The sequence below is a fragment of the Stenotrophomonas maltophilia genome, assembly GCF_047782825.1.
Taxonomy (GTDB): domain Bacteria; phylum Pseudomonadota; class Gammaproteobacteria; order Xanthomonadales; family Xanthomonadaceae; genus Stenotrophomonas.
The window spans coordinates 299,222-322,508 of sequence record NZ_CP180589.1 but is presented as its reverse complement, the minus strand read 5'-3'; the positions used below and the strand labels follow the sequence as shown (position 1 = coordinate 322,508).

Below are 23,287 nucleotides of genomic sequence, written 5' to 3'. Positions count from 1 at the left end.
GGCACGTCAGGCCGCGCCCGCCAATCGCGCGGCTTCTTCCAGGTCCACGCTGACCAGGCGGCTGACGCCCGGCTCGCGCATGGTCACGCCCGACAGCTGGTGCGCGGCCTCCATCGTCGCCTTGTTATGGCTGACAAACAGGAACTGCACCTTCTCGCTCATTTCCTTGACCATGTTGGCCAGGCGACCAACGTTGGCCTCGTCCAGCGGCGCGTCCACCTCGTCCAGCAGGCAGAACGGCGCGGGGTTGAGCTGGAAGATGGCGAACACCAGGGCCACTGCGGTCATCGCCTTCTCGCCGCCGGACAGCAGCGAAATGCTGGACACGCGCTTGCCCGGCGGGCGCGCCATGATGGTCACGCCGGTGTCGAGCAGGTCTTCGCCGGTCAGTTCCAGATAGGCGTGGCCACCGCCGAACAGGCGCGGGTACAGCGCCTGCACGCCGGCATTGACGCGGTCGAAGGTGTCCTTGAAGCGGCCGCGGGTCTCGCGGTCGATCTTGCGGATGGCATCTTCCAGGGTTTCCAGCGCGGTGGTCAGGTCGGTGTGCTGCGAATCCAGGTAGTCCGAGCGCTGCGACGCCTCGCCGTACTCGTGGATGGCCGCCAGGTTGACCGGCTCCAGCCGGCGCATGCGGCCATCGATCTGGTGGACGGCCTGCTCCCAGTCGCCCAGTCGGGCATCTTCGGGTAGCGCATTGAGCACGTCCTGCAGCACGAAACCGGCTTTCTCCACCGCACCCTGCAGGGTCTCCGCGCTGAGCACCAGCGCCTGCTGGTCCAGCTTGCGCTGCGAGATGCGCTCACGCTGGGCCAATGCCTGTTCGTCGCGCTGGTGGCGGGTCTGTTCGTAGTTGCGCAGCTCGGCGTCGATGCCATCCAGCAGGGTGCGGGCCTCGGTCAGCACGCGATCGGCGCGCACGCGCTCTTCCAGTGCGTTCTGGTGTTCGGCCTGCAGCGATTCGACCGGCGAATCGCCCTCATCCAGCTGCGAATGCAGTTCGCCCAGGCGCGAGTCGAGCTGGCCGCGCTGGGTGCCCATGCGCTCCAGCGCCTGGCTGAGCGAGGCCAACTGGGCCCGCTGCGATTCCAGGGTCAGTGCCAGCGAGTGCGATCGCTCACGCACCGTACGCGCGGCTTCGCGGGCCATGTCGCGGGCATCGGTCAGCTGGCGGCGCTCGCCTTCCAGACCCTGCCGGTTCGACTCCAGGTCGCCCATGCTGCTGACGGCGTTTTCCAACCGCGAACGCGCTTCGCGCGCCTGTTCGTTGTTGGCGTCCAGCGTTTCCAGCAGCTGCTTCAGTTCGCCTTCGATGCGGTCGATGCGCGTGCGCGCGGCCTCCACCTTGCCCTGCTGCCCCTGCAACTGGCCCGCCAGTTCGGACACCGCACGATGGGCCTGGTACAGCGCACGCTGCGCGTCCTCGCGCTGCTGCTCGGCCGCCAGCAGCTGCTCACGGAAGCCGGAAAGCTGCTCTTCCAGCTCGGCTTCGCGGTCCTGCAGCGCTTCGATCTGCTCGCGCAGTTCGTTGATCTCGCGTTCGCGCAGCAGCGCACCCTGCTGGGCCGCACCGGAGCGCGACACGCGCAGCCAGCCCTGGCCCAGGCGTTCGCCACCTTGGGTGATGATGGAATCGCCTTCGGGCAAGCTGGCCTGCAGCGCCTTGGCCTCGGCCAGATCCTTCGCACCGTGCAGGTGCGCCAGCAGCCGGCGGATCGCGGCCGGGCCGCGCACGCGCGCCGCCAGCGAGGTCGGCGCGACCTTCAGCTCGGCGCCGTCGTCCGCCACCAGCGCGATGCGGCCTTCGCCCAGTTCGCCCAGCGCATCCACCAGGCGGGCCGGATCATCCACCAGCACGCCTTCGATCAGCTGGCCGAGTGCGCTTTCCACGGCGTTTTCCCAGCCCGCGTCCACGTCCAGGCGCTCGCCCACACGGGCGGCCGAGTCCAGGCCGCGCGCCTTCAGCCAGGCCACGGCAGCGCCCTGCTCCTGGCCCAGTGCGGCCTGCTGCAGGGTTTCCAGCGATGCCAGGCGGCCACGCAGACCGTTGACCTGCTTGCGCAGTTCGGCCAGTTCGTTCTGGCCGTTACGCTGCTGTTCCTGCACACCGGTCACGCCCTGCTTGCGCAGCTCGACCTGTTCGGACAGTTCGTCCAGCGCGGTCTTCTGGGTTTCGTGCTGCAGGTGAAGCTGCTCGAAGGCTTCTTCCAGCGCATCCACGTCCAGCCCGGCGCGCTCGGCAGCCAGTGCTTCGCGGCGGCGGTCGGCATCGAGGATCTGCTTGTCCAGGTAGTCCACGCGGGTGCGTTCGACATCGCCGGCACGCGAGGCTTCCGAGCTCTGCGAGGTGTGCTGCTCCCAGCGCTGCTGCCAATGGGCCAGGCGATCTTCTGCTTCGCGCAGGCTTTCCTGCTTGATCTCGTTTTCTTCCTGCAGTTCTTCCAGCTGCGGGGTCGCGGCATCCACCGCTTCGCGCAGCACGATCAGCTTGGCTTCGTCGCCGCTGATGTGCCGGCCCAGTTCGGCAAGCGCCTGGCGGGTTTCATCGCGCGCCTTGTGCAGGCGCTGCGAGAGTTCGCGCTGGTGCTGGATCTGCTGCTCCAGGCGGGCCAGCGTGCTGCCCACCTGGTAGACCGCGGCCTGCGCGGTGTTGAGCGCGTCGGCAGCTTCCTCGCGGCGCACGCGCGAGGTTTCAATGCGGGCTTCGGCATCACGCTGGTCGGCGATCAGCTGCTGCAGCTTGGTCTCTTCCTGCGACAGCCCTTCGCGCAGCTTGGACAGGCGGCCGTCCAGGCCCCGGAACTCCAGCGCCTTCCACTCGGCATCCTTCACCCGGCGCTCTTCCTGCAGGGCCTGGTACTGCTCGGCCTGCTTGGCCTGGCGCTTGAGGTGTTCGAGCTGCTTGCTGATCTCGTCGCGCAGGTCGCCCAGCCGGTCCAGGTTTTCGCGGGTATGGCGGATGCGCGTTTCGGTTTCCTTGCGGCGTTCCTTGTACTTGGAAATGCCGGCAGCCTCTTCCAGATACACGCGCAGGTCTTCCGGGCGCGCCTCGATGATCTGGCTGATCATGCCCTGTTCGATGATCGAATAGCTGCGCGGCCCCAGGCCGGTGCCGAGGAACAGGTCGGTGATGTCACGACGGCGGCACTTGGTGCCGTTGAGGTAATAGTTGCTGCTGCCGTCACGGCTGACGGTGCGCTTGACCGAGATCTCGTTGAACGAGGCGTACTCGCCGGAAATCGTGTGGTCGGAATTGTCGAAGATCAGCTCGACGGTCGCCTGCGAAACCGGCTTGCGGGCATTGGAGCCGGAGAAGATCACGTCGGTCAGCGAGTCGCCGCGCAGGCGGCTGGCCGAGCTCTCACCCATGACCCAGCGCACGGCGTCGATGATGTTCGACTTGCCGCAGCCATTGGGCCCCACCACGCCGGTCATGTTGGTCGGCAGGTGCAGGGTGGTCGGATCGACGAAGGACTTGAAGCCGGACAGCTTGATCGTGGAAAGACGCATAGAGGTTCCGGACTGGGGCCGGCGAGCGGCCTGCTTACCCTCCAAGTCATTGATCCTGCTGGGATCGCCGGCCGTGGAACGGGTGTGACGCCCTGAGTATACCGATGTGGCCCGTTTCTACGAGACAAGTTCCACCAGGGGCGTGGAACATTCCCCGGCCGCAGCAGCGGCCAGGCGTGGCGCGGCGCCGCGGATCAGGGCCTGCCACAAAACAAAACGGGCACCCTTGCGGGCGCCCGTTCTGGTGACACCAGGCCTTGCGGCTTGGGATCAGGCCTTTTCGGCTTCAACCACAACCTTGACGGTGGTTTCGACGTCGGCGTGCAGGTGCACCAGGACGTCGTACTCACCGATGTTGCGGAAGGCGCCTTCGCCCAGGATGACTTCGCTCTTGTTCAGCTCGAAGCCGGCAGCGGTGAAGGCTTCAGCGATTTCGCGGGCGCCGACCGAGCCGTACAGCTTGCCTTCGGTCGAAGCGTTGGCGGCGATGGTCACGCTCGCGCCTTCCAGCTTGGCCTTGCGGGCGTCAGCGTCGGCGTGGATGGCCTGGGCCTTGGCTTCGTATTCGGCGCGCTTGGCTTCGAACTCGGCCTTGTTGCTCTCGGTGGCCGGAACGGCCTTGCCCTGCGGCACGAGGAAGTTACGGCCGTAGCCCGGCTTCACGTCGACCAGGTCGCCCAGGTTGCCGAGGTTGGTGACTTTCTGCAGAAGGATCAGCTGCATGGTATTGCTCCAGATAAGTTATTCGTTAGCGAGGCGATGCCCCGCAACAAAGGCTGTCCGAATAGCTGGCACAGCGGGGGCGGCACCGGGCCGCCCCGCCGGGCATCAGACGTCGTGGTTGTCGGTGTACGGGATCAGGGCCAGGAAGCGAGCGCGCTTGACGGCGGTCGCCAGCTGACGCTGGTACTTCGACTTGGTACCGGTGACGCGGCTCGGCACGATCTTGCCGTTCTCGGTCAGGTACTGGCGCAGGGTGTTGAGATCCTTGTAATCGATCTCCTTGACACCTTCGGCGGTGAACTTGCAGAACTTGCGGCGACGGAAGAACTTGGACATGTCAGTGCTCCTTAGGCGGCCGAAGCGGCGTCGTCGCCGGCATCGTTGTCAGCGGCGGGGGTGGTTTCGCCTTCTTCGTCATCACGACGACGACGCTCACCACGCTCGGGCTTGTCGCCCTTCTCGTCCTTGCTCTTCATGATCAGCGACTGCTCGGTGTCAGCCTCGTCACGCTTGATGACCAGGTTGCGCAGCACGGCGTCGTTGAAGCGGAAGCTTTCGGTCAGCTCGTTCAGCACGGCCTGGTCGGCTTCGATGTTCAGCAGCACGTAGTGCGCCTTCACCAGGTTCTGGATCGGGTAAGCCAGCTGGCGGCGGCCCCAGTCTTCCAGACGGTGGATGGTGCCGTTGCCGTTCTCGACCAGCGACTTGTAGCGCTCGATCATGGCCGGGACCTGCTCGCTCTGGTCCGGGTGGACCATGAACACGATTTCGTAATGACGACTCATGTTTTTTCTACCTTTCGGATGTGGCCTTGCGGCCGGACAGCCCCCCGCCGTAAATACCGCGGTGGGGCAAGGGTTCCCGCCAGGAAGGCAGGAAGCCGCGCATTATGGCGCAGATGGGGGTGCCGGGCAACCGGCCGGGGCCGGGCGAAGCTGAACCCGGCAGCGCCGGGCCATGCGCGGCGGCCTCAGGACCAGGCTCAGGCCTTGTCGGCGTCGGTGGTGAAGCTTTCGCCGCAGCCGCACTCGGCGGTGGCGTTCGGGTTGCTGAACGTGAAGGTCTCGCTCAGGCCGTGCTTGCCGAAGTCGATGACGGTGCCGTCCACCAGGGCCAGGCTCTTGGCATCGACGTAGATCTTCACGCCCTCCTGTTCGAACACGGTATCGCCCTCGCGCTCGTCACGGGCCAGGTCGGTCACGTGGCCCCAGCCGGAGCAACCGGTCTTGGTCACGCCGAAGCGCAGGCCCAGGGCGCCGGGGGTCTGGGCGACAAAGCGCTGCACGCGCTCGAAGGCGATGGGGGTCAGGCTGACGGCCATGAGGCTCACTCCAAGGGTACGGGGACATTATAAGGAGCCAAGGCCGCGAAAAATGCCTCGCAAGCAGAACGCTGCAACCGGTAAACTCCCGTGTTCACAGATCGAGTCGATCAGCAGAGGATTCAAGTCATGACGGTGGTCAGCGTTGAACATGCGCTTGCCGGGAAGATCCCGGAAGGCGGCGAAGTCACGGTACGCGGATGGGTGCGCACGGTGCGCGGTTCAGCGAATCTGGCTTTCGTGAATGTGAGCGACGGCTCCTGCTTCGCGCCGATCCAGGTGGTGGCCAACGATACCCTGGCCAATTTCGAAGAGATCAAGCGCCTGACCAGCGGCTGCTCGGTCATCGCCACCGGCACTCTGGTGAAGTCGCAGGGCAAGGGCCAGTCGTTCGAGATCCAGGCCAGCGCGCTGGAAGTGGTCGGCTGGGTCGAAGACCCGCTGACCTACCCGATCCAGCCCAAGCCGATGTCGCCGGAGTTCCTGCGTGAAGTGGCGCACCTGCGCCCGCGCACCAACCTGTTCGGCGCGGTCACCCGCATCCGCAACTGCCTGGCCCAGGCCGTGCACCGTTTCTTCCACGAGAACGGCTTCAACTGGATCAGCACCCCGATCATCACCACCTCCGACGCCGAAGGCGCCGGCCAGATGTTCCGCGTGTCCACCCTGGACATGGTGAACCTGCCGCGCGACGAGAAGGGCGCGATCGACTTCAGCCGCGACTTCTTCGGCAAGGAAACCTTCCTGACCGTGTCCGGCCAGCTGAACGTGGAGGCCTACTGCCTGGCGCTGAGCAAGGTCTACACCTTCGGCCCGACCTTCCGCGCCGAAAACAGCCACACCACCCGCCACCTGGCGGAGTTCTGGATGATCGAGCCGGAAATCGCCTTCGCCGACCTGGCCGAAGACGCGCGCTTGGCCGAAGAGTTCCTGAAGTACCTGTTCCGTGCGGTGCTGAACGAGCGCGGTGACGACCTGGCCTTCATCGCCGAGCGCGTGGACAAGAACGCGATCACCAAGCTGGAAGACTTCATCAACGCACCGTTCGAGCGCATCGACTACACCGATGCGGTCAGCCTGCTGCAGAAGTCGGGCAGGAAGTTCGACTTCCCGGTCGAATGGGGCTTGGACCTGCAGACCGAGCACGAGCGCTGGCTGACCGAGGAACACGTCGGCCGCCCGGTGGTGGTGACCAACTATCCCGAGCACATCAAGGCCTTCTACATGCGCCTGAACGACGACGGCAAGACCGTTGCCGCGATGGACGTGCTGGCCCCGGGCATCGGCGAGATCATCGGCGGCAGCCAGCGTGAAGAGCGCCTGGACGTGCTGGACGCGCGCATGGCCCAGTTCGGCCTGGACCGCGAACACTACAGCTGGTACCGCGATTTCCGCCGCTACGGTTCGGTGCCGCACGCTGGCTTCGGCCTCGGCTTCGAGCGCCTGGTGGTCTACGTCTGCGGCCTGTCCAACATCCGCGATGCGATCCCCTACCCGCGTGCCCCGGGCAGCGCGGACTTCTAAGCCACACCCCACGACCACGGAGGTACCGCCCCCATGACCCTGTTCTTCGCCCTCTGTTTCGTCGGCGTGGCAGTGGCCGGGTTCAGTGCCTTCGTGATCTTCTGGCCATTGACCCTGGTACACGTGCGCGACCGCCACCCGGCGCTCGCCGCGCGCTTCGGCAATGGCGCCTTCCTCAAGCCCGACGCCCTGGCCTGGCTGCTGCGCCGCGATTACCGCCAGCAGCCCGACCGTTCGCTGTCCGGGCTGGCGACGCCGGCCTGGGTATCGCTGCTGACCCTGCTGGCCGGACTGGGCATGGCCGCCCTGCTCTGGCTGGTCTCGCTCTGGTAACACACTCATGAACGACAACAACGACGCACGCGACAGCTGGTGGCTGGCCAGCCTGGGCAACACCCTGATCTGGGCGCGCCTGCGGGTACGCCCGGCCGGCACCGCCGAAGTACTGGACAGCGATGGCAACACGCTGAGCTATGACAGCGAAGACACCGCGCGTTCGCAGCTGTTCGATGCCGAATTCGTCGAGTACGACGGCCTGGACGAAGAGGACGCACTGGTGCGTGGCTTCAGCCTGCACGAAGTGCAGCCGCCGCAGGCTGGCAGCGATGAAGGCCTGCGCGGGCGCATGGTGCAGTCGCTGGGCGCACGCGCGTAAGGCGCACCCCATGTTCACCCCACGCGACTTCGCCGCGACCGACCTGCTCTGGCTGGATCGCCTGCTGGCGCGTGATCCGTTCGTTACCGTGCTGACCACCGGCGCCGACGGCCTGCCCGAACTGACCCGGGTGCCGGTGCTGTACCGGCGCGACGGCAGCCAGGTTGAACTGCGCGGCCACTGGGCGCGCGCCGACCCGCAGGCGCGCCGCGATGGCGTGGCCAAGGTGCTGGTCGATGGCCCGCACGGCTATGTGTCGGCCAGCTGGTACCCGGACAAGGAAGCCGCCGCGCGCGTGCCGACCTGGAACTACGCCGCCGCCGAACTGCGCGGCCAGTTGCAGCGCTTCGACGACACCGACGAACTGGCCCAGCTGGTGGCCGACATCGGCGACCATTTCGAAGTCAGCGTGGGCCAGGCCTGGCAGTTCGAACCGAAGCGCGACGACCACCGCCGCCAGCTGCGCGGCATCATCGGCTTCCGCTTCCAGGTTGAACAGGTGCAGCTGAAGCTGAAACTGAGCCAGAACCACCCCGAGGCCAACCAGCAGGCGGTGATCGCCGAACTGGAGGCGCTCGACAGCCCGCATTTCACCGAGCTGGCGCAGTGGATGCGCTGGCATCGCACACAGGCCGCCGCCAGCGGCTGAACGCATTGTTTCCCGCGACGACGCAGCCGGATGGCCGCGCCTCTCGCCCACCCGACGCCAGGGACCCGAACATGAAAGACATCCACAAGCTGCTGCAGAACAACCGCGACTGGGCCGACCGCATCGAGAAGGAAGACCCCGACTTCTTCCACCAGCTGGCCAAGCAGCAGCACCCGGAATACCTGTGGATCGGCTGTTCCGATTCGCGCGTACCGGCCAACCAGATCATCGGCATGGCGCCGGGCGAAGTGTTCGTGCACCGCAACGTGGCGAACGTCGTGGCCCACACCGACCTGAACTGCCTGAGCGTGGTGCAGTACGCGGTGGACCAGCTGAAGGTGAAGCACATCCTGATCGTCGGCCACTACGGCTGCGGCGGCGTGCATGCCTGCCTGCACAACACCCGCGTCGGCCTGGCCGACAACTGGCTGCGCCACGTGAGCGATGTGATGCAGAAGCACACCTCGATCATCGATGCCATCGAGACCGACGAACTCAAGCACGCCCGCCTGTGCGAACTGAACGTGATCGAGCAGGTGGCCAACCTGTGCCGCTCGACCATCGTGCAGGATGCCTGGGCCCGCGGCCAGAAGCTGATGGTGCACGGCTGGGTGTACAGCCTGAAGGATGGCCGCGTGCGCGAAATGGGCATCGACGTCGGCGCGCCGGAAGAGCTGCAGCCGGCCTACGAAAAGGCCCTGTCCTACGTGCCGCGCAAGGGCAAGCGCGACTGACCCCACAGGGAACCCGACCATGCTCGCCTCGCCGATCAACCTGCACGCCTGGATCGAAGAACACCGCCACCTGCTGAAGCCGCCGGTGGGCAACAAGATGATCGAGAACGGTGATTTCATCGTGATGGTGGTGGGCGGGCCGAACTCGCGCACCGACTACCACTACGACGAAGGCCCGGAGTGGTTCTACCAGCTGGAAGGCGATATGGTGCTGAAGGTGCAGGAGGATGGCGCGGTACGCGACATCCCGATCCGCGCCGGCGAGATCTTCCTGCTGCCGGCGAAGGTGCCGCACTCGCCGCGGCGGCCGCCCGGCGGGGTTGGCCTGGTGGTCGAGCGCAAGCGCCTGCCGCACGAGAAGGACGGCGTGATCTGGCATTGCGAACGCTGCAACCACAAGCTGCACGAAGAGTATTTCCCGCTGCAGAACATCGAAACCGACCTGCCCAAGGTGTTCGCGCGTTACCAGGCCAGCCTGGAGCTGCGCACCTGCAGCGAATGCGGGCACGTGGACCCGTTGCCGGTGCCCGCAGCGGGCTGAACCGCCGCCGGGCATGGCCGTTGTAGAGCCGAGCCCACGCTCGGCTGCCGGGCCGCAGAGCCGAGCATGGGCTCGGCTCTACAACAACAGCGGCACGCCAGCCCCAGGCGCTACACTGGCAGCCCCGTTGCAGCCTGTTGCCCGACCATGTCCGACCTGCTCAGCCGCACCCACGCCATCGCCCTGGACGCCGCCGATCCGCTGCGCCCGCTGCGTAACGAATTCCTGATTCCGCGCCATGGCGGCGGCGAACAGACCTACTTCGTGGGCAACTCGCTGGGCCTGCAGCCGCGCGGCGCGCAGGCCGCCGTGCAGGAAGTGATGAAGCAGTGGGGCGAACTTGCCGTGGAAGGCCATTTCACCGGCCCCACCCAGTGGCTGTCCTACCACCGCTTGGTCAGCGCACAGCTGGCCCGCGTGGTCGGCGCACTGCCCAGCGAAGTGGTGGCGATGAACACGCTGAGCGTGAACCTGCACCTGATGATGGTCAGCTTCTACCGCCCCACGGCCGAGCGCCCGGTCATCCTGATGGAAGCCGGCGCGTTCCCCACCGATCGCCATGCGGTGGAAGCGCAGATCCGCTTCCACGGCTTCGACCCGGCCGACTGCCTGGTGGAAGTACAGCCGGACGAAGCCAACGGCACGATCTCGATGGCCGCCATCGAACGCGCCATTGGCGAACACGGCCCGCGCCTGGCGCTGGTGCTGTGGCCCGGCGTGCAGTACCGCACCGGCCAGGCCTTCGACCTGGATGCCATCACCCGCGCCACGCGCCTGCAGGGTGCACGCATCGGCTTCGACCTGGCGCACTCGGTGGGCAACCTGCCGCTGCACCTGCATGATGTCGCGCCGGACTTCGCCGTGTGGTGCCACTACAAGTACCTCAACAGCGGCCCGGGCGCCGTGGCCGGTGCCTTCGTGCACGAACGCCACCATCGTGATACCACGCTGCCCCGCTTCGCCGGCTGGTGGGGCCATGATGAAGCCACCCGTTTCCAGATGGCGCCGCAGTTCACCCCGGCCATCGGTGCCGAAGGCTGGCAGCTGAGCAACCCGCCCATCCTTGGCCTGGCGCCGCTGCGTGCCTCGCTGGACCTGTTCGAGCGCGCTGGCATGGAAGCGCTGCGCCACAAGTCGCAGGCGCTGACCGGCCTGCTCGACGCGCTGGTGCGTGCGCGCCTGCCGCAGGTGCTGGACATCGTCACCCCGGCCGAACCGGAGCGCCGCGGCTGCCAGTTGTCGCTGCGGGTGATCGACGGCCGCGAGCGTGGCCGCGCCCTGTTCGAACACCTGCGCGGCATCGGCGTGCTGGGCGACTGGCGCGAGCCGGACGTGATCCGCATCTCGCCCACCCCGCTCTACAACCGCTACCTGGACGTGCACCACTTCGTCGAGGAAGTGGAAGCCTGGGCCGGCCTGTAAGCCGCCCCCTCCCTTACTGCTGGACAGTTCGTTGATCGCACATGCATCCCGCTCGTTGAGCATCATCGGTGCCGGCCTGGCCGGTTCCCTGCTGGCCATCCTGCTGTCGCGGCAGGGCCGGCGCATCACCCTGTACGAACGCCGCGGCGACCCGCGTGTGGCCGACTACGAAAGCGGCCGTTCGATCAACCTGGCACTGGCCGAGCGCGGGCGCAACGCGCTGCGCCAGGCCGGCGTGGAAGACGAGGTGATGGCCCGCGCGGTGATGATGCGCGGGCGCATGGTGCACCCGCGCGAGGGCGAACCGCAGCTGCAGCGCTATGGCCGTGATGACAGCGAAGTGATCTGGTCGATCCACCGCAGCGACCTGAACACCACGCTGCTGGAACTGGCCGAACAGGCCGGTGCCACCGTGCACTTCCACCGCCGCCTGCACACGGTCGATTTCGACGCCGGCTACGCGCGCTTCATCGACGACCGCGACGACAGCCCGCACGACATCCGCTTCGATACCCTCATCGGTGCCGATGGCGCCGGCTCGGCGCTGCGTGCCGCGATGAACCGGCGCGCGCCGCTGGGCGAGGACATCGCCTTCCTCGACCATTCCTACAAGGAACTGGAGATCCCGCCGGCCGCCGATGGCAGCTTCCGCATCGAGCGCAATGCGCTGCACATCTGGCCGCGCGGCCACTACATGTGCATCGCCCTGCCCAACCACGAAGGCACCTTCACCGTCACGTTGTTCCTGCCGAACAAGGGCGATCCCAGCTTTGCCACGGTCAACACCGGTGCGCAGGCCGAGACGTTGTTCGCGCGCGAGTTCGCCGACACCCTGCCGCTGATCCCGAACCTGCGTGCCGACTGGGAACAGCACCCGCCGGGCCTGCTCGGCACGCTCACCCTGGAGCGCTGGCACCAGGGCGGCCGCGCGGTACTGATCGGCGATGCCGCCCATGCGATGGTGCCGTTCCACGGCCAGGGCATGAACTGCGCCTTCGAGGACTGCGTGGCGCTGGCCCGGCACCTGATGGACGCAGACGATCTGGAGGGCGCCTTCGCCGCCTTCGAGGCCGAGCGCAAGCCCAATGCCCAGGCCATCCAGCAGATGGCGCTGGACAACTACCTGGAAATGCGTGACCGCGTGGCCGACCCGGCCTTCCTGCTGCAGCGCGAGCTCGAACAGGAACTGCAGCGCCGCTGGCCGACGCGCTTCGTACCGCACTACACCATGGTCACGTTCCTGCACACGCCGTACGCCGAGGCCCTGCGCCGCACCGACATCCAGCGCGACATGCTGGTGGCAGCCACGGCCGGCCACGACTCACTGGACAACATCGACTGGGGCACGCTGGAAGCGCAGATCCACGTGCAGCTGCCGGTGCTGGAGGGCGCACACTGATGGCCGACAGCTTCCTGTTCTACGACCTGGAAACCTTCGGCCAGGACCCGCGGCGCACGCGCATCTCGCAGTACGCCGCGATCCGTACCGACGCCGACCTCAACGAGATCGACACCCCGGTCAGTTTCTTCGTGCGCCCTGCCGACGACCTGCTGCCCTCGCCGATGGCCACGATGGTCACCGGCATCACCCCGCAGCAGGCGATGGCCGAGGGCATCAGCGAAGCGGAGGCCTTCGACCGCATCAACGAGCAACTGTCACGGCCCGGCACCTGCGCGCTGGGCTACAACACGCTCCGCTTCGACGATGAGTTCATCCGCTACGGCCTGTTCCGCAATTTCCACGATCCCTACGAACGCGAGTGGCGCAACGGCAATTCACGCTGGGACCTGCTGGACATGCTGCGTTTGATGCGCGCCCTGCGCCCGGACGGCATCCAGTGGCCGCTGCGCGAGGATGGTGCAACGTCCTTCAAGCTTGAGCACCTGGCCGAGGCCAACAACGTGCGCGAAGGCGATGCGCACGAGGCGCTGTCGGACGTGCGCGCCACCATCGGCATGGCGCGGCTGTTCAAGCAGTCGCAGCCGCGGCTGTGGGACTACGCACTGAAGCTGCGCGACAAGCGCTTCGTCGGCAGCCTGCTGGATGTGGCCGCGATGAACCCGGTGCTGCACATTTCCATGCGCTACCCGGCCAGCCGCCTGTGCGCCGCGCCGGTGCTGCCGCTGGCGGTGCACCCGACCATCAACAACCGGGTGATCGTGTTCGACCTGGAAGGCGAGATCGACGATCTGCTGGAACTGCCGGCCGAGCTGATCGCCCAGCGCCTGTACATGCGCGCCAGCGAACTGCCCGAAGGCGTGGCCCGCGTGCCGCTGAAGGAAGTGCATCTGAACAAGGTGCCGGCCCTGGTGGCCTGGAACCACCTGCGTGCCGACGACCACGCCCGCCTGGGCCTGGACGTGGCCGCGATCGAAGCCAAGGCCGAGCGCCTGCGCGCGGTCGCGCCGCAGCTGGCCGAGAAGGCCCGCCAGGTGTTCAACCAGCCGCGCCCAGCCACCGTCTCGGACGTGGATGCCTCGCTGTACGACGGCTTCCTCGGCGCCGGCGACAAGCCCCTGCTTGCCCTGGCCCGCACCAGCGCGCCGCAGCTGCTGGCCGCGCTGGAAGGCCGCTTCCGCGACCCACGCCTGCCCGAGCTGCTGTTCCGCTACCGCGCACGCAACCATCCCGACAGCCTCGCACCGGCTGAACGCGAGCGCTGGCTGGATTACCGCCGCCAGCGCCTGCTCGGCGAGAGCGGCCTGGGCGAACTGAACCTGCCCCAATACGAGCAGCAGATCGACGCGCTGGCCGCCGAAGCGCCCGATGACGCGCGCCGGGCCGCCCTGCTGCAATCGCTGCGCGACTGGGGCCACCACCTGCAGGAGACGCTGTGAGCACCTATTTCTCCGATGCCAGTTTCAAGTTCCTGCGCAGCCTCGCGCGGCACAACGACAAGACCTGGTTCAACGACCACCGCCAGCAGTACGAAGACCACGTGCGGCAGCCGTTCCTGCGCCTGCTGGGCGATCTGCAGCCGGCCCTGACCGAAGTCAGCGACCATTTCCGTTCGGACACGCGCGGTGTCGGCGGCTCGCTGTTCCGCATCCACCGCGACGCGCGCTTTTCGCACGACAAGTCGCCGTACAAGACCTGGCAGGGTGCCCGCCTGTTCCATGAGCGCCGCCGCGAAGTGGCCGCGCCGTCGTTCTACATCCACCTGCAGCCGGGCGAGAGCTTCGTCGGCGCCGGCCTGTGGCACCCGGAACCGGATACCCAGCGCCGCGTGCGCCACTTCATCCTGGACAACCCCGGCAGCTGGAAGGCCGCCGCGCACGGCAGTGCCCTGCGCAAGCGCTTCGATTTCGAGCAGACCGAAAAGCTGGTGCGGCCGCCGCGCGGTTTCCCCGCCGATTTCGAGTTCATCGATGACCTCAAGCACCGCAACTGGGTGATGTGGCGCTCGCTGGACGACGACACCATGACCGGCCCGCGCCTGCTGTCCACCCTGGGCAAGGACCTGGCCACGCTGGGCCCGTTCGTTGATTACCTGTGCGCCGCCCTGGACCTGGAGTTCTGATGGCGAACGATCTGCCGCTGGGCCGGCAACGCCGTACGCTGGGACGTACCGGTCTGTCGGTCTCCCCGATCGGGCTGGGTTGTTCAGGCTTCTGGGGCCATCGTCGCTTCGATGAGGGCGCTGCTGCCGCCGTGGTCGAACACGCGCTGGCGCAGGGCGTGAACCTGCTCGACACCGGCCACAACTATTCCGCTTTCCATGCTGAACCGCGCCTGGGCCGCATCCTGCGCCCGTTGCTGTCGCGCTACCCGCGTGAATCCCTGGTGGTCTCCAGCAAGGGCGGCACGCTGACCGGCCAGGCCGGCATCAGCGGTGCCGAGCAGCGCGACTTCTCCGCCGCCGCGATCACTGCCAGCTGCGAAGCCTCGCTGCGCAACCTGGGCCTGGACCATCTGGATATCTACCAGCTGCACGGCGCCAGCGAGCACGACATCAACGACGACCTGCTGCAGGCCCTGCAGCGCCTGCGCGAGCGCGGCCTGATCCGCCACACCGGCATCAACACCCATTCGGCGTCGACCCTGCGCTGGATGATCGCCCACCCGGATGTATTCGATGTGGTGCTGCTGGACTACAACGCCCTGCAGCAGGACCGCGAACCGCTGATCGACCAGCTGCAGGCCGCGGGCATCGGCGTGCTGGCCGGCACCGTACTCGCGCAGGGCCACCTGCTGCCGGCACGGCCACGCCTGCCGCGCCTGGCCGATGCCTGGTACCTGGCCCGGGCCTGGCTGAAACCCAGCAGCCGCGCACTGATGCGCAGCGCCCGCGACATGCGCCGCGCGGTGGCGTCCGTGCGCAGCCAGCGCCCCGCGCAGACCGCCTTCGCCTATGTGCTGCAGCACCCTGGCGTGGCCAGCGGCATCCTTGGCACCACCCGTGTCGGCAGCCTGGACCAGGTGCTGCAGACCCGTGTGCAGGCGCTGGAGGGTGCCGAGCGGCAGCGGCTGGTGGCCGCCTTCGGCGATGGCCGCGGCTCACCCAGTCACTGACGCTTAACCCGCTGCGGCCGCGGTTGCGGCAGTCTGGGCGCCATGAAGAAACTCATCGGCATCCTGGTCGCCCTGGTCCTGGCTATCGTCGCGTGGTGGTTCAGCGGCCCCTATCTGACCGTGCATGGCCTGTCCAAGGCCATCGAGCAGCGGGATACCGCGAAACTCGAACGCTACGTGGACTTCCCGCGCGTGCGCAGCAGCCTGCGCGCCCAGCTCAACGATTACATGGTGCGCCAGGCCGGGCCGGACGTGGCCACCAGCCCGTTTGGCGCACTGCTGTACGGCCTGGGCGACAGGATCGGTGGCGCCGCCGTGGACACCCTGGTGACCCCCACCGGCATCGGCGCGATGCTGCAGGGCCATGTGCTGTGGAAGCGCGGCCGCAATGAACTGCAGGGCGGCGATGCCTTCGGCCCGACCGAACCGGCACGGCCGTTGAAGAATGCCGAGCATCATTTCGAGGCGCTGGACCGCTTCGTGATCGATGTCGACCGCGGCCCCGGCGAGCCCCCGCTGAAGGTGGTGCTGGAACCGCAGGGCCTGCGCTGGAAGGTGGTGGACCTGCAGCTGGGAATGTCGGGCAGCCCGTAACGCGCGCCCGCTGCGCTCGCCGGGCATGGCCCGGCGGCCGGTTCCGCCTTATCCCTCGTTGGCGACGCCGTGCGGAACGTGGCCGGCGGCAACGTGTTCGCGGGCGCTGTCGATGTTGTGCTGCGAATCATCGAAGAAGATGTCCGCGCCGAAGGCCTGCAGGAACGGCCCCTTGTGGCGGCCGCCCAGGAACAGCGCCTCGTCCAGGCGCACCCCCCATTCGCGCAGGGTGCGGATCACCCGCTCGTGCGCGGGCGCCGAACGCGCGGTCACCAGCGCGGTACGGATCGGTGCGCTGTCGCCGGCCGGGAATACTTCCTGCAGCGTGTGCAGGGCCGACAGGAAGCCACGGAACGGGCCGCCACTGAGCGGCTCACGGGCACGCTCGCGCTCGTGGCGGCCGAAGGCTTCCACGCCCTGCTCGCGCGAAATGCGCTCGCTCTCGTCACCGAAGATCACCGCGTCACCATCGAAGGCGATGCGCAGCTGGCCGGCCGGACGCGTGATATCGATCTGGTCAGCCGCCGCTGCGGCGGTTTCACCCGGCGGCTTGGGCAGGATGGTCGCCGCGGCGATGCCGTGGCGCAGTGCACTGCGCACCGATTCGGGGTTGGCCGACAGGAACAGGTCGGTGCCGAACGGCTTCACATACGGCCAGGTCGGCTCACCGGCGGTGAAGGTCGCACGGATGATGCCCAGGCCGTAATGCTGGATGGAATTGAAGATGCGCAGGCCGGTGTCGGCCGAATTGCGCGACAGCAGGATCACCTCGACCCGCGGGTTCTCCGGGCTGGCCCCCTGGTTCAGGGCCAGCAGCTTGCGCACCACCGGGAAGGCCACGCCGGGGCCGAGGATGTCGTCCTCATGCTGGCGCTGGTATTCGGCATAGGCCGCCACGCCATCGCTCTCGAACAGCGAGTGGCTTTCTTCCAGGTCAAACAAGGCGCGCGACGTCACCGCGACGGTCAGCAAACGGGGGGTGTTGTCGCCCATCGGTGGGGGTCCTTCAAGCGATCGGCGGGGCCGGCGGCCTATTGTCGTCAAAAAACGAACTGTTCGCTCAGGATCCGGTCTTCCAGGTTGTGCTCCGGGTCAAACAGCAGGGTCACCCGGCGGTCTTTGGACTCGCGGATGGTCACTTCCACCACATCGCGGGTCTCGTGCGAATCGGCGGTGACGCTGACCGGGCGCTTGTACGGGTCCAGCACACGGAAGCGCACTTCGGTGTCGGCCTTGAGGATGGCCCCGCGCCAGCGCCGGGGCCGGTAAGGGGCCAGCGGCGTCAGTGCGATGGTGTGCGAGCCCAGTGGCAGCACCGGGCCGTGCGCCGAGTAGTTGTAGGCGGTGCTGCCGGCCGGGGTGGCCACCAGCACCCCATCGCCGATCAGTTCGGCCACGCGTTCCTGGCCGTTCAGATCGATGCCGATATGCGCGGCCTGGCGGGTCTGCCGCAGCAGGGACACATCGTTGTAGGCCAGCGAGCCGGTGGTGGTGCCCGATTCGGTCAGGGCCAGCATTTCCAGCGGCCGCAGGTTGGCCGGCTCGGCGCGCGCGATGCGGGCGACCACGTCGCCGTCGGCGTGGTACTGGTTCATCAGGAAGCCGACCGTGCCCAGCTTCATGCCGAACACCGGCTTGCCCAGGTGGCCATGGCGATGCAGGGTCTGCAGCATGAAGCCATCGCCGCCCAGCGGGCACAGGACGTCGGCCTGGTCCGGTGCGTGGTCGCCGTAGCGCGACACCATCGCCGCGCGGGCCATCTGCGCAGGTTCGGTGGTGCTGGCCAGGAAAGCGATGCGGGGGGTGTCGCTCATCGGTGGATCCGGGTGGGTGTGCCAGCAAGAGCATACCCGGTAGTGCCGGCCGCTGGCCGGCCGCTGCACCCGGCTGCGGTTCATGCGGTTGCCGGCCAGCGGCCGGCACTACCCGACAATGCAGAACGGCCCCGCTTTCGCGGGGCCGTTCCTCCAACTGCAGCAGATCAGGAGCCCCCCTGAGTCAGGGGGGCGCGCCAACGGCGCGGGGATCTGGGAGCATGGTTGGCATGGGGCCCACGGTTTGCAGAGCAAACCGTGGGGCGTCAGCGCGAATGCGCTTACGCACCATGCGCGGCCAGTTGGCCCAGGCGCTGCACCGCGACCGAGACGGTCGGGTAGTCCAGGGTCTTCTGCTCGGCCAGTTCGGCCAGCATCGCCAGGGTGAAGCGCAGGCTGCTGTCGTCACGGCCGATCCAGCTGGCGACCTTGGCTTCCGCACTGCTGCCCTTGGTGCCCAGCACCTGGCCCGCCAGGTTGCGGTGGTGTGCGGCCAGTTCGTCACGCAGCACGCCACGTGCCACGGCGTGCCAGCGGCCATTGACCTCCAGCGCGTCGATCTGCTCGAACAGCCACGGCAGCTGCAGGGCGTCGCCCAGGCGGAAGTGGACCTTGGACACGTCCACCGGCTTCAGCTTGCGGGTACGGGCCAGTTCGATGATGTCGAACGCCGGCTCCAGGAAGTGCAGTTCGGCCAGCTGCTGGGCCAGCGCGGACGGCAGGCCCTTTTCCTTCCACTCGGCCACCAGGGCTTCGTAGGTCGGACGCTGCGAATCCGGCAGCACACCCGAAGCAACGCGGATGTCGTTGAACGGGCCCTGGTAGCGGTTGACCGCCTCGGTGATGCCCGGCATCGGGCCCGGGCGCGACAGCAGCCAGCGCACGAACGAACGCTGCAGCTTCCAGATCACTTCCAGTGCGTCGATCTGCACCGACTCCGGCAGGGTGCCGTCGAGGGCGTCGATCTGCGCCCACAGCGCGCGGGCATCCAGCGTTTCACGGCTGATGGTGTAGGCCTTGGCGACCTCGGCGATGGTGCGGCCGGTGTCTTCCTGCATGCGCATCAGGAAGGTGGCGCCCATGCGGTTGATGGTCTGGTTGGTCACGGCCGTGGCGATGATTTCGCGCTTCAGGCGGTGACGCTCCATTGCGTCGGCGTACTTCTTCTGCAGCGGGGTCGGGAAGTAGCGCTGCAGTTCCTTGGACAGGTACGGATCTTCCGGGATGTCCGAATCCAGCAGCTGGGCGAACGCCACCAGCTTGGAGTAGGACAGCAGCACCGACAGTTCCGGACGGGTCAGGCCCTGGCCGCGTGCCTTGCGCTGGGACAGCTCGGCATCGGACGGCAGGAACTCGATCTGGCGATCGAGCAGGCCCTGCTGTTCCAGGGTGCGGATGAAGTGCTGCTTGGAACCCAGGCGCTTGACCGCCATCCGCTCCATCAGGCTCAGGGCCTGGTTCTGGCGGTAGTTGTCGTTCAGCACCAGGTCGGCGACCTCGTCGGTCATCGACGCCAGCAGCTTGTTGCGCTGCTCGACGGTCAGCTTCTTGGCGCGCACCACATCGTTGAGCAAGATCTTGATGTTGACTTCATGGTCGGAGGTGTCCACACCGGCCGAGTTGTCGATGAAGTCGGTGTTGAGCAGCACGCCGGCCTGGGCAGCTTCGATGCGGCCCAGCTGGGTCATGCCCAGGTTGCCGCCCTCGCCCACCACCTTGCAGCGCAGCTCGCCACCGTTCACGCGCAGGGCGTTGTTGGCGCGGTCGCCGACATCGCTGTGCTGCTCGCTGGCGGCCTTGACGTAGGTACCGATACCGCCGTTCCACAGCAGGTCGACCGGCGACTTCAGGATCGCGCTCATCAGATCGTTCGGCGACAGTGCCTTGACGTTCTCGTCCAGGCCCAGCGCTTCACGCACCTGCGGGGTGATCTCGATCGACTTCAGGGTACGCGGGAAGATGCCGCCGCCCTTGCTGATCAGCTTGGCATCGTAGTCCGCCCAGCTCGAACGCGGCACGGTGAACATGCGCTCACGCTCGACGAACGAAGCGGCTGCATCCGGGTTCGGGTCCAGGAAGATGTGGCGGTGATCGAACGCGGCAACCAGGCGGATGTGGCGCGACAGCAGCATGCCGTTGCCGAACACGTCGCCGGACATGTCACCCACGCCGACGGCGGTGAAGTCCTGGCTCTGGCTGTCACGGCCGAGCGCACGGAAGTGGCGCTTGACCGATTCCCATGCACCGCGGGCGGTGATGCCCATGCCCTTGTGGTCGTAACCGACCGAACCACCGGAGGCGAACGCATCGCCCATCCAGAAGCCGTGCGCGATGGCCAGGCCGTTGGCGATGTCGGAGAAGGTCGCGGTGCCCTTGTCGGCAGCCACCACCAGGTACGGATCGTCCATGTCATGACGCACGACATCCACCGGCGGCACGATCTTGTTGTTGACGATGTTGTCGGTGATGTCCAGCAGGCCCTGGATGAACAGCTTGTAGCAGGCCACGCCGTTGGCGAAGATCGCATCGCGGTCACCGTTCACCGGCGGCATCTTGGCAAAGAAGCCACCCTTCGCGCCGACCGGCACGATGACGGTGTTCTTGACCATCTGCGCCTTGACCAGGCCCAGCACTTCGGTACGGAAGTCTTCACGACGGTCCGACCAGCGCAGGCCACCACGGGCCACGGCGCCGAAGCGCAGGTGGGTACCTTCCACGCGCGGGCCGTAGACGAAGATCTCGCGGTACGGGCGCGGCTTCGGCAGGTCCGGCACCAGGGCCGAATCGAACTTGAAGCTGATGACATGGCCGTGCTGGCCGTTGGCATCGGTCTGGTAGTAGCTGGTACGCAGGGTCGCGTCGATCACGCCCATGAACGAGCGCAGGATGCGGTCCTCGTCCAGGCTGGACACGCGGTCCATCAGCTTCAGCAGCGCTTCGCGCGCGGCCTGCATCTGCGTATCGCGGTCACCCTTGCGGGCGTCGACCACGGTCTTGAGCACCTTCAGGGTGGCTTCGTCACCGGCGGCCAGCACCTCCAGGTGGGCCTTCAGCTGGGCCTGCCCGGCAGCGATGTCTTCCTTGCTTTCATGGCCGGTGGCCGGATCGAAGCGGGCTTCGAACAGTTCGACCAGCAGGCGGGCCAGCAGCGGGTAGCGGGCGAAGGTGCCTTCCACATAGGCCTGCGAGAACGGCACGCCGGTCTGCAGCAGGTACTTGCAGTAGCCACGCAGCATGGCGACCTGGCGCCAGTGCAGGCCGGCGGCCAGCACCAGGCGGTTGAAGGCATCGTTTTCGGCATCGCCGTGCCAGACGCGGGCGAAGGTCTCGCCGAAGGCCTCATCGACGCGGGCGGCATCGATGGCACCCGCGGTCGATTCGACCTCGAAGTCCTGCACGTACACCGGGGCGTTGTCGACCGACAGGCGGTACGGACGCTCGGCGATCACGCGCAGGCCCATGTTTTCCATCATCGGCAGCGCGTCCGACAGCGGAATGTCGTCCAGCTGGCGGTACAGCTTCAGGCGCAGGCCATCGCCGTTTTCGCGCGGCACGGCCTGCAGGCTCAGGCGCAGGTCGTCCGGGCCGGTAAGGGCGTCGAGCTGGCTGACATCGTTGGCGGCAACGGCGGTGCTGTTGTCCTCGATGTAGCCGGCCGGCAGCGCCTTGCCGATGCGGGCGGCGATGCGCAGGCCTTCGGTTTCGCCATGGCGGGTCACCAGCGCTTCGCGCAGGTCGTCCTGCCAGTTGCGCAGCACCTGGGCCAGCTTCTGTTCCAGTTCGGCGGTATCGACGTCGAGCATTTCGCCCGGCTTCGGGCGCACGATCAGGTGCACCTGGGCCAGCGGCGATTCGCCCAGCACCACCGAGCTGTCGACGTATTCACCGTGCAGCGCTTCCTTCAGCATCGCTTCGATGCGCAGGCGCACGTCGGTGTTGAAGCGCTCGCGCGGCAGGTAGACCAGTGCGGAAATGAAACGGCTGTACTTGTCACGGCGCAGGAACAGGCGGCTGCGCACGCGTTCCTGCAGGCCCAGCACGCCCATGGCGGTGCGGAACAGTTCGTCCTCGCTGGACTGGAACAGTTCTTCGCGCGGCAGGGTTTCCAGGATGTGGCGCAGGGCCTTGCCGCTGTGGCTGGCCGGGGCCAGGCCGGACTGCTTCATCACATATTCGTGGCGCTGGCGCACCAGCGGGATTTCCCACGGGCGGCGGTTATAGGCACTGGAGGTGAACAGGCCCAGGAAGCGCTGTTCGCCGATGATCTTGCCCTTGGCGTCGAATTCCAGCACGCCGATGTAGTCCATGTAACCGGCGCGGTGCACGCGCGAACGGGCATTGGTCTTGGTCAGGATCAGCGCGTCCTTCAGCCCGGACGTGGCGTTCAGGCCCTGCGCGGCCAGGGTCTTGACCGGACGGGCGGCGGACTTGTCCTTGCCACGCATCAGGCCCAGGCCGGTATCGTTCAGCGGCGCCAGCACGTCTTCCTTGCCCTGCTTCTCCACGCGGTATTCGCGGTAGCCGAAGAAGGTGAAGTGGTTGTCGGCGGCCCAGCGCAGGAACTGCTGTGCTTCAGCGCGCGAGGCATCGTCCACCGGCAGCGTGCGGCTGCCCAGGTCGTCGGCCAGGGCCAGCGCCTTGTCCTTCATCGGCTGCCAGTCACGCACGATCGCGCGCACTTCATCCAGCGCCTTGTTGATGGCCTGCTCGATGGCGGCCATGGCTTCGGCCGGCTGGCGGTCGATTTCCAGCAGCATCACCGATTCGGCTTCGCCCTGCCCGACCTTGGACAGCTTGCCGGCCTTGTCGCGGGTGAAGCGCAGCACCGGGTGGCCCAGCACATGCACGCCCACGCCCTGTTCGGCCAGCGACATGGTCACGGTGTCGACCAGGAACGGCATGTCATCGTTGATGATCTGCAGCACGGTGTGCGGCGATTCCCAACCGTTGGCCTTGGCCGTGGGGTTGAACACGCGCACGTTGGCCTTGCCGGCCTTGCGTGCACGCGCGAACTCCAGGGTGTCTGCCGCCAGGGCCGCCCACTCTTCAGCGGTGTGGTGCGGGAACTCGTCCGACTCCATGCGCTTGTAGAAATCGGCGGCGAATGCCACTGCCTCGGCCTGTGCGGCCGCGGGGTAACGCTTGCGCAAGGCCGTGTACACCGGCTCCAGGGAGAAACCAGCGGTCACTGCGACCTCCGACTCAGCTGGCTTGGTTTTGTTTTTCACGGTCTTGGCTGCGGTTTTTTGCGGTTTCATGGCAGAGCGGGGCGCTTGCTCAGTTGGGA

General features: G+C 67.2%; 20 protein-coding genes. 12 read left to right on the top strand and 8 right to left on the bottom strand.

Going from position 1 to position 23,287, the window contains the following annotated elements; translation table 11 throughout:
* Positions 1 to 6: 6 nt before the first annotated feature.
* The 5 genes from smc to ACM2ZB_RS01465 form a co-directional block, all read right to left on the bottom strand.
* Positions 7 to 3,510 carry a chromosome segregation protein SMC gene (gene smc / locus ACM2ZB_RS01485; RefSeq protein ID WP_416057139.1) on the bottom strand — a complete coding sequence of 1,168 codons (3,504 nt, stop codon included), beginning with the start codon at positions 3,508 to 3,510 and terminating at the stop codon, positions 7 to 9.
* 270 nt (positions 3,511 to 3,780) lie between these two features.
* Entirely contained in the window at positions 3,781 to 4,233 is a 453-nt protein-coding gene (gene rplI / locus ACM2ZB_RS01480; RefSeq protein WP_164075111.1) for a 50S ribosomal protein L9, read from the bottom strand.
* Between the two features lie 105 nt (positions 4,234 to 4,338).
* Positions 4,339 to 4,569, bottom strand: a complete 231-nt coding sequence (rpsR, locus tag ACM2ZB_RS01475; protein WP_002804494.1) for a 30S ribosomal protein S18 — start codon at positions 4,567 to 4,569, stop codon at positions 4,339 to 4,341.
* 11 nt (positions 4,570 to 4,580) lie between these two features.
* On the bottom strand, positions 4,581 to 5,018 hold the full coding sequence (gene rpsF / locus ACM2ZB_RS01470) for a 30S ribosomal protein S6 (protein WP_006376493.1): 438 nt from the start codon (positions 5,016 to 5,018) through the stop codon (positions 4,581 to 4,583).
* A gap of 197 nt (positions 5,019 to 5,215) precedes the next feature.
* The gene (locus ACM2ZB_RS01465; RefSeq protein ID WP_111207035.1) at positions 5,216 to 5,554 is read right to left on the bottom strand and encodes a HesB/IscA family protein; all 339 of its coding nucleotides are present in this window, start codon (positions 5,552 to 5,554) and stop codon (positions 5,216 to 5,218) included.
* Between the two features lie 129 nt (positions 5,555 to 5,683).
* Between ACM2ZB_RS01465 and asnS the strand changes: the two genes are divergently transcribed.
* From asnS to ACM2ZB_RS01405, 12 genes are all read left to right on the top strand, one after another.
* Positions 5,684 to 7,078 (top strand): asparagine--tRNA ligase, encoded by a 1,395-nt coding sequence (gene asnS / locus ACM2ZB_RS01460; protein WP_416057138.1) that lies wholly within the window; start codon positions 5,684 to 5,686, stop codon positions 7,076 to 7,078.
* Between the two features lie 33 nt (positions 7,079 to 7,111).
* Positions 7,112 to 7,411: a hypothetical protein gene (locus ACM2ZB_RS01455; RefSeq protein WP_108769256.1), complete on the top strand. Its 300-nt coding sequence runs from the start codon at positions 7,112 to 7,114 to the stop codon at positions 7,409 to 7,411.
* Positions 7,412 to 7,418: 7 nt separating this feature from the next.
* On the top strand, positions 7,419 to 7,733 hold the full coding sequence (locus ACM2ZB_RS01450; protein ID WP_313437461.1) for a hypothetical protein: 315 nt from the start codon (positions 7,419 to 7,421) through the stop codon (positions 7,731 to 7,733).
* 10 nt (positions 7,734 to 7,743) lie between these two features.
* Entirely contained in the window at positions 7,744 to 8,382 is a 639-nt protein-coding gene (locus ACM2ZB_RS01445; protein ID WP_416057137.1) for an FMN-binding negative transcriptional regulator, read from the top strand.
* A 71-nt stretch (positions 8,383 to 8,453) separates the two neighbouring features.
* Positions 8,454 to 9,116: a carbonate dehydratase gene (gene can / locus ACM2ZB_RS01440; RefSeq protein WP_416057136.1), complete on the top strand. Its 663-nt coding sequence runs from the start codon at positions 8,454 to 8,456 to the stop codon at positions 9,114 to 9,116.
* A 19-nt stretch (positions 9,117 to 9,135) separates the two neighbouring features.
* Positions 9,136 to 9,657: a 3-hydroxyanthranilate 3,4-dioxygenase gene (locus ACM2ZB_RS01435; protein ID WP_416057135.1), complete on the top strand. Its 522-nt coding sequence runs from the start codon at positions 9,136 to 9,138 to the stop codon at positions 9,655 to 9,657.
* 147 nt (positions 9,658 to 9,804) lie between these two features.
* Positions 9,805 to 11,079 (top strand): kynureninase, encoded by a 1,275-nt coding sequence (gene kynU / locus ACM2ZB_RS01430; RefSeq protein WP_416057134.1) that lies wholly within the window; start codon positions 9,805 to 9,807, stop codon positions 11,077 to 11,079.
* A 31-nt stretch (positions 11,080 to 11,110) separates the two neighbouring features.
* Entirely contained in the window at positions 11,111 to 12,478 is a 1,368-nt protein-coding gene (locus tag ACM2ZB_RS01425; protein ID WP_416057133.1) for an FAD-dependent oxidoreductase, read from the top strand.
* The gene (gene sbcB, locus ACM2ZB_RS01420) at positions 12,478 to 13,917 is read left to right on the top strand and encodes an exodeoxyribonuclease I (RefSeq protein ID WP_416057132.1); all 1,440 of its coding nucleotides are present in this window, start codon (positions 12,478 to 12,480) and stop codon (positions 13,915 to 13,917) included. The genes ACM2ZB_RS01425 and sbcB overlap by 1 nt, the downstream gene beginning before the upstream one ends.
* On the top strand, positions 13,914 to 14,600 hold the full coding sequence (locus ACM2ZB_RS01415; protein WP_416057131.1) for a DUF2461 domain-containing protein: 687 nt from the start codon (positions 13,914 to 13,916) through the stop codon (positions 14,598 to 14,600). The genes sbcB and ACM2ZB_RS01415 overlap by 4 nt, the downstream gene beginning before the upstream one ends.
* The gene (locus ACM2ZB_RS01410; protein WP_416057130.1) at positions 14,600 to 15,592 is read left to right on the top strand and encodes an aldo/keto reductase; all 993 of its coding nucleotides are present in this window, start codon (positions 14,600 to 14,602) and stop codon (positions 15,590 to 15,592) included. The genes ACM2ZB_RS01415 and ACM2ZB_RS01410 overlap by 1 nt, the downstream gene beginning before the upstream one ends.
* 42 nt (positions 15,593 to 15,634) lie before the next feature.
* Entirely contained in the window at positions 15,635 to 16,186 is a 552-nt protein-coding gene (locus ACM2ZB_RS01405; RefSeq protein WP_416057129.1) for a DUF2939 domain-containing protein, read from the top strand.
* Between the two features lie 48 nt (positions 16,187 to 16,234).
* Here the strand turns inward: ACM2ZB_RS01405 and ACM2ZB_RS01400 are convergent, their stop codons facing one another.
* The 3 genes from ACM2ZB_RS01400 to ACM2ZB_RS01390 form a co-directional block, all read right to left on the bottom strand.
* Positions 16,235 to 17,179, bottom strand: coding sequence for a 5'-nucleotidase (locus ACM2ZB_RS01400; RefSeq protein WP_313437485.1), 945 nt, complete (start codon positions 17,177 to 17,179; stop codon positions 16,235 to 16,237).
* A gap of 47 nt (positions 17,180 to 17,226) precedes the next feature.
* Complete coding sequence (locus ACM2ZB_RS01395) at positions 17,227 to 18,000, bottom strand: NAD kinase (RefSeq protein ID WP_313437486.1); 774 nt, start codon at positions 17,998 to 18,000, stop codon at positions 17,227 to 17,229.
* Between the two features lie 281 nt (positions 18,001 to 18,281).
* Positions 18,282 to 23,258, bottom strand: coding sequence for an NAD-glutamate dehydrogenase (locus ACM2ZB_RS01390; RefSeq protein ID WP_416057128.1), 4,977 nt, complete (start codon positions 23,256 to 23,258; stop codon positions 18,282 to 18,284).
* Positions 23,259 to 23,287 lie beyond the last annotated feature (29 nt).

Coding starts and splice junctions, on each gene's coding strand:
- smc (WP_416057139.1), bottom strand. CDS start 3,510: ATGCGTCTTTCCACGATCAAGCTGTCCGGCTTCAAGTCCTTCGTCGAT.
- rplI (WP_164075111.1), bottom strand. CDS start 4,233: ATGCAGCTGATCCTTCTGCAGAAAGTCACCAACCTCGGCAACCTGGGC.
- rpsR (WP_002804494.1), bottom strand. CDS start 4,569: ATGTCCAAGTTCTTCCGTCGCCGCAAGTTCTGCAAGTTCACCGCCGAA.
- rpsF (WP_006376493.1), bottom strand. CDS start 5,018: ATGAGTCGTCATTACGAAATCGTGTTCATGGTCCACCCGGACCAGAGC.
- ACM2ZB_RS01465 (WP_111207035.1), bottom strand. CDS start 5,554: ATGGCCGTCAGCCTGACCCCCATCGCCTTCGAGCGCGTGCAGCGCTTT.
- asnS (WP_416057138.1), top strand. CDS start 5,684: ATGACGGTGGTCAGCGTTGAACATGCGCTTGCCGGGAAGATCCCGGAA.
- ACM2ZB_RS01455 (WP_108769256.1), top strand. CDS start 7,112: ATGACCCTGTTCTTCGCCCTCTGTTTCGTCGGCGTGGCAGTGGCCGGG.
- ACM2ZB_RS01450 (WP_313437461.1), top strand. CDS start 7,419: ATGAACGACAACAACGACGCACGCGACAGCTGGTGGCTGGCCAGCCTG.
- ACM2ZB_RS01445 (WP_416057137.1), top strand. CDS start 7,744: ATGTTCACCCCACGCGACTTCGCCGCGACCGACCTGCTCTGGCTGGAT.
- can (WP_416057136.1), top strand. CDS start 8,454: ATGAAAGACATCCACAAGCTGCTGCAGAACAACCGCGACTGGGCCGAC.
- ACM2ZB_RS01435 (WP_416057135.1), top strand. CDS start 9,136: ATGCTCGCCTCGCCGATCAACCTGCACGCCTGGATCGAAGAACACCGC.
- kynU (WP_416057134.1), top strand. CDS start 9,805: ATGTCCGACCTGCTCAGCCGCACCCACGCCATCGCCCTGGACGCCGCC.
- sbcB (WP_416057132.1), top strand. CDS start 12,478: ATGGCCGACAGCTTCCTGTTCTACGACCTGGAAACCTTCGGCCAGGAC.
- ACM2ZB_RS01410 (WP_416057130.1), top strand. CDS start 14,600: ATGGCGAACGATCTGCCGCTGGGCCGGCAACGCCGTACGCTGGGACGT.
- ACM2ZB_RS01405 (WP_416057129.1), top strand. CDS start 15,635: ATGAAGAAACTCATCGGCATCCTGGTCGCCCTGGTCCTGGCTATCGTC.
- ACM2ZB_RS01400 (WP_313437485.1), bottom strand. CDS start 17,179: ATGGGCGACAACACCCCCCGTTTGCTGACCGTCGCGGTGACGTCGCGC.
- ACM2ZB_RS01395 (WP_313437486.1), bottom strand. CDS start 18,000: ATGAGCGACACCCCCCGCATCGCTTTCCTGGCCAGCACCACCGAACCT.
- ACM2ZB_RS01390 (WP_416057128.1), bottom strand. CDS start 23,258: ATGAAACCGCAAAAAACCGCAGCCAAGACCGTGAAAAACAAAACCAAG.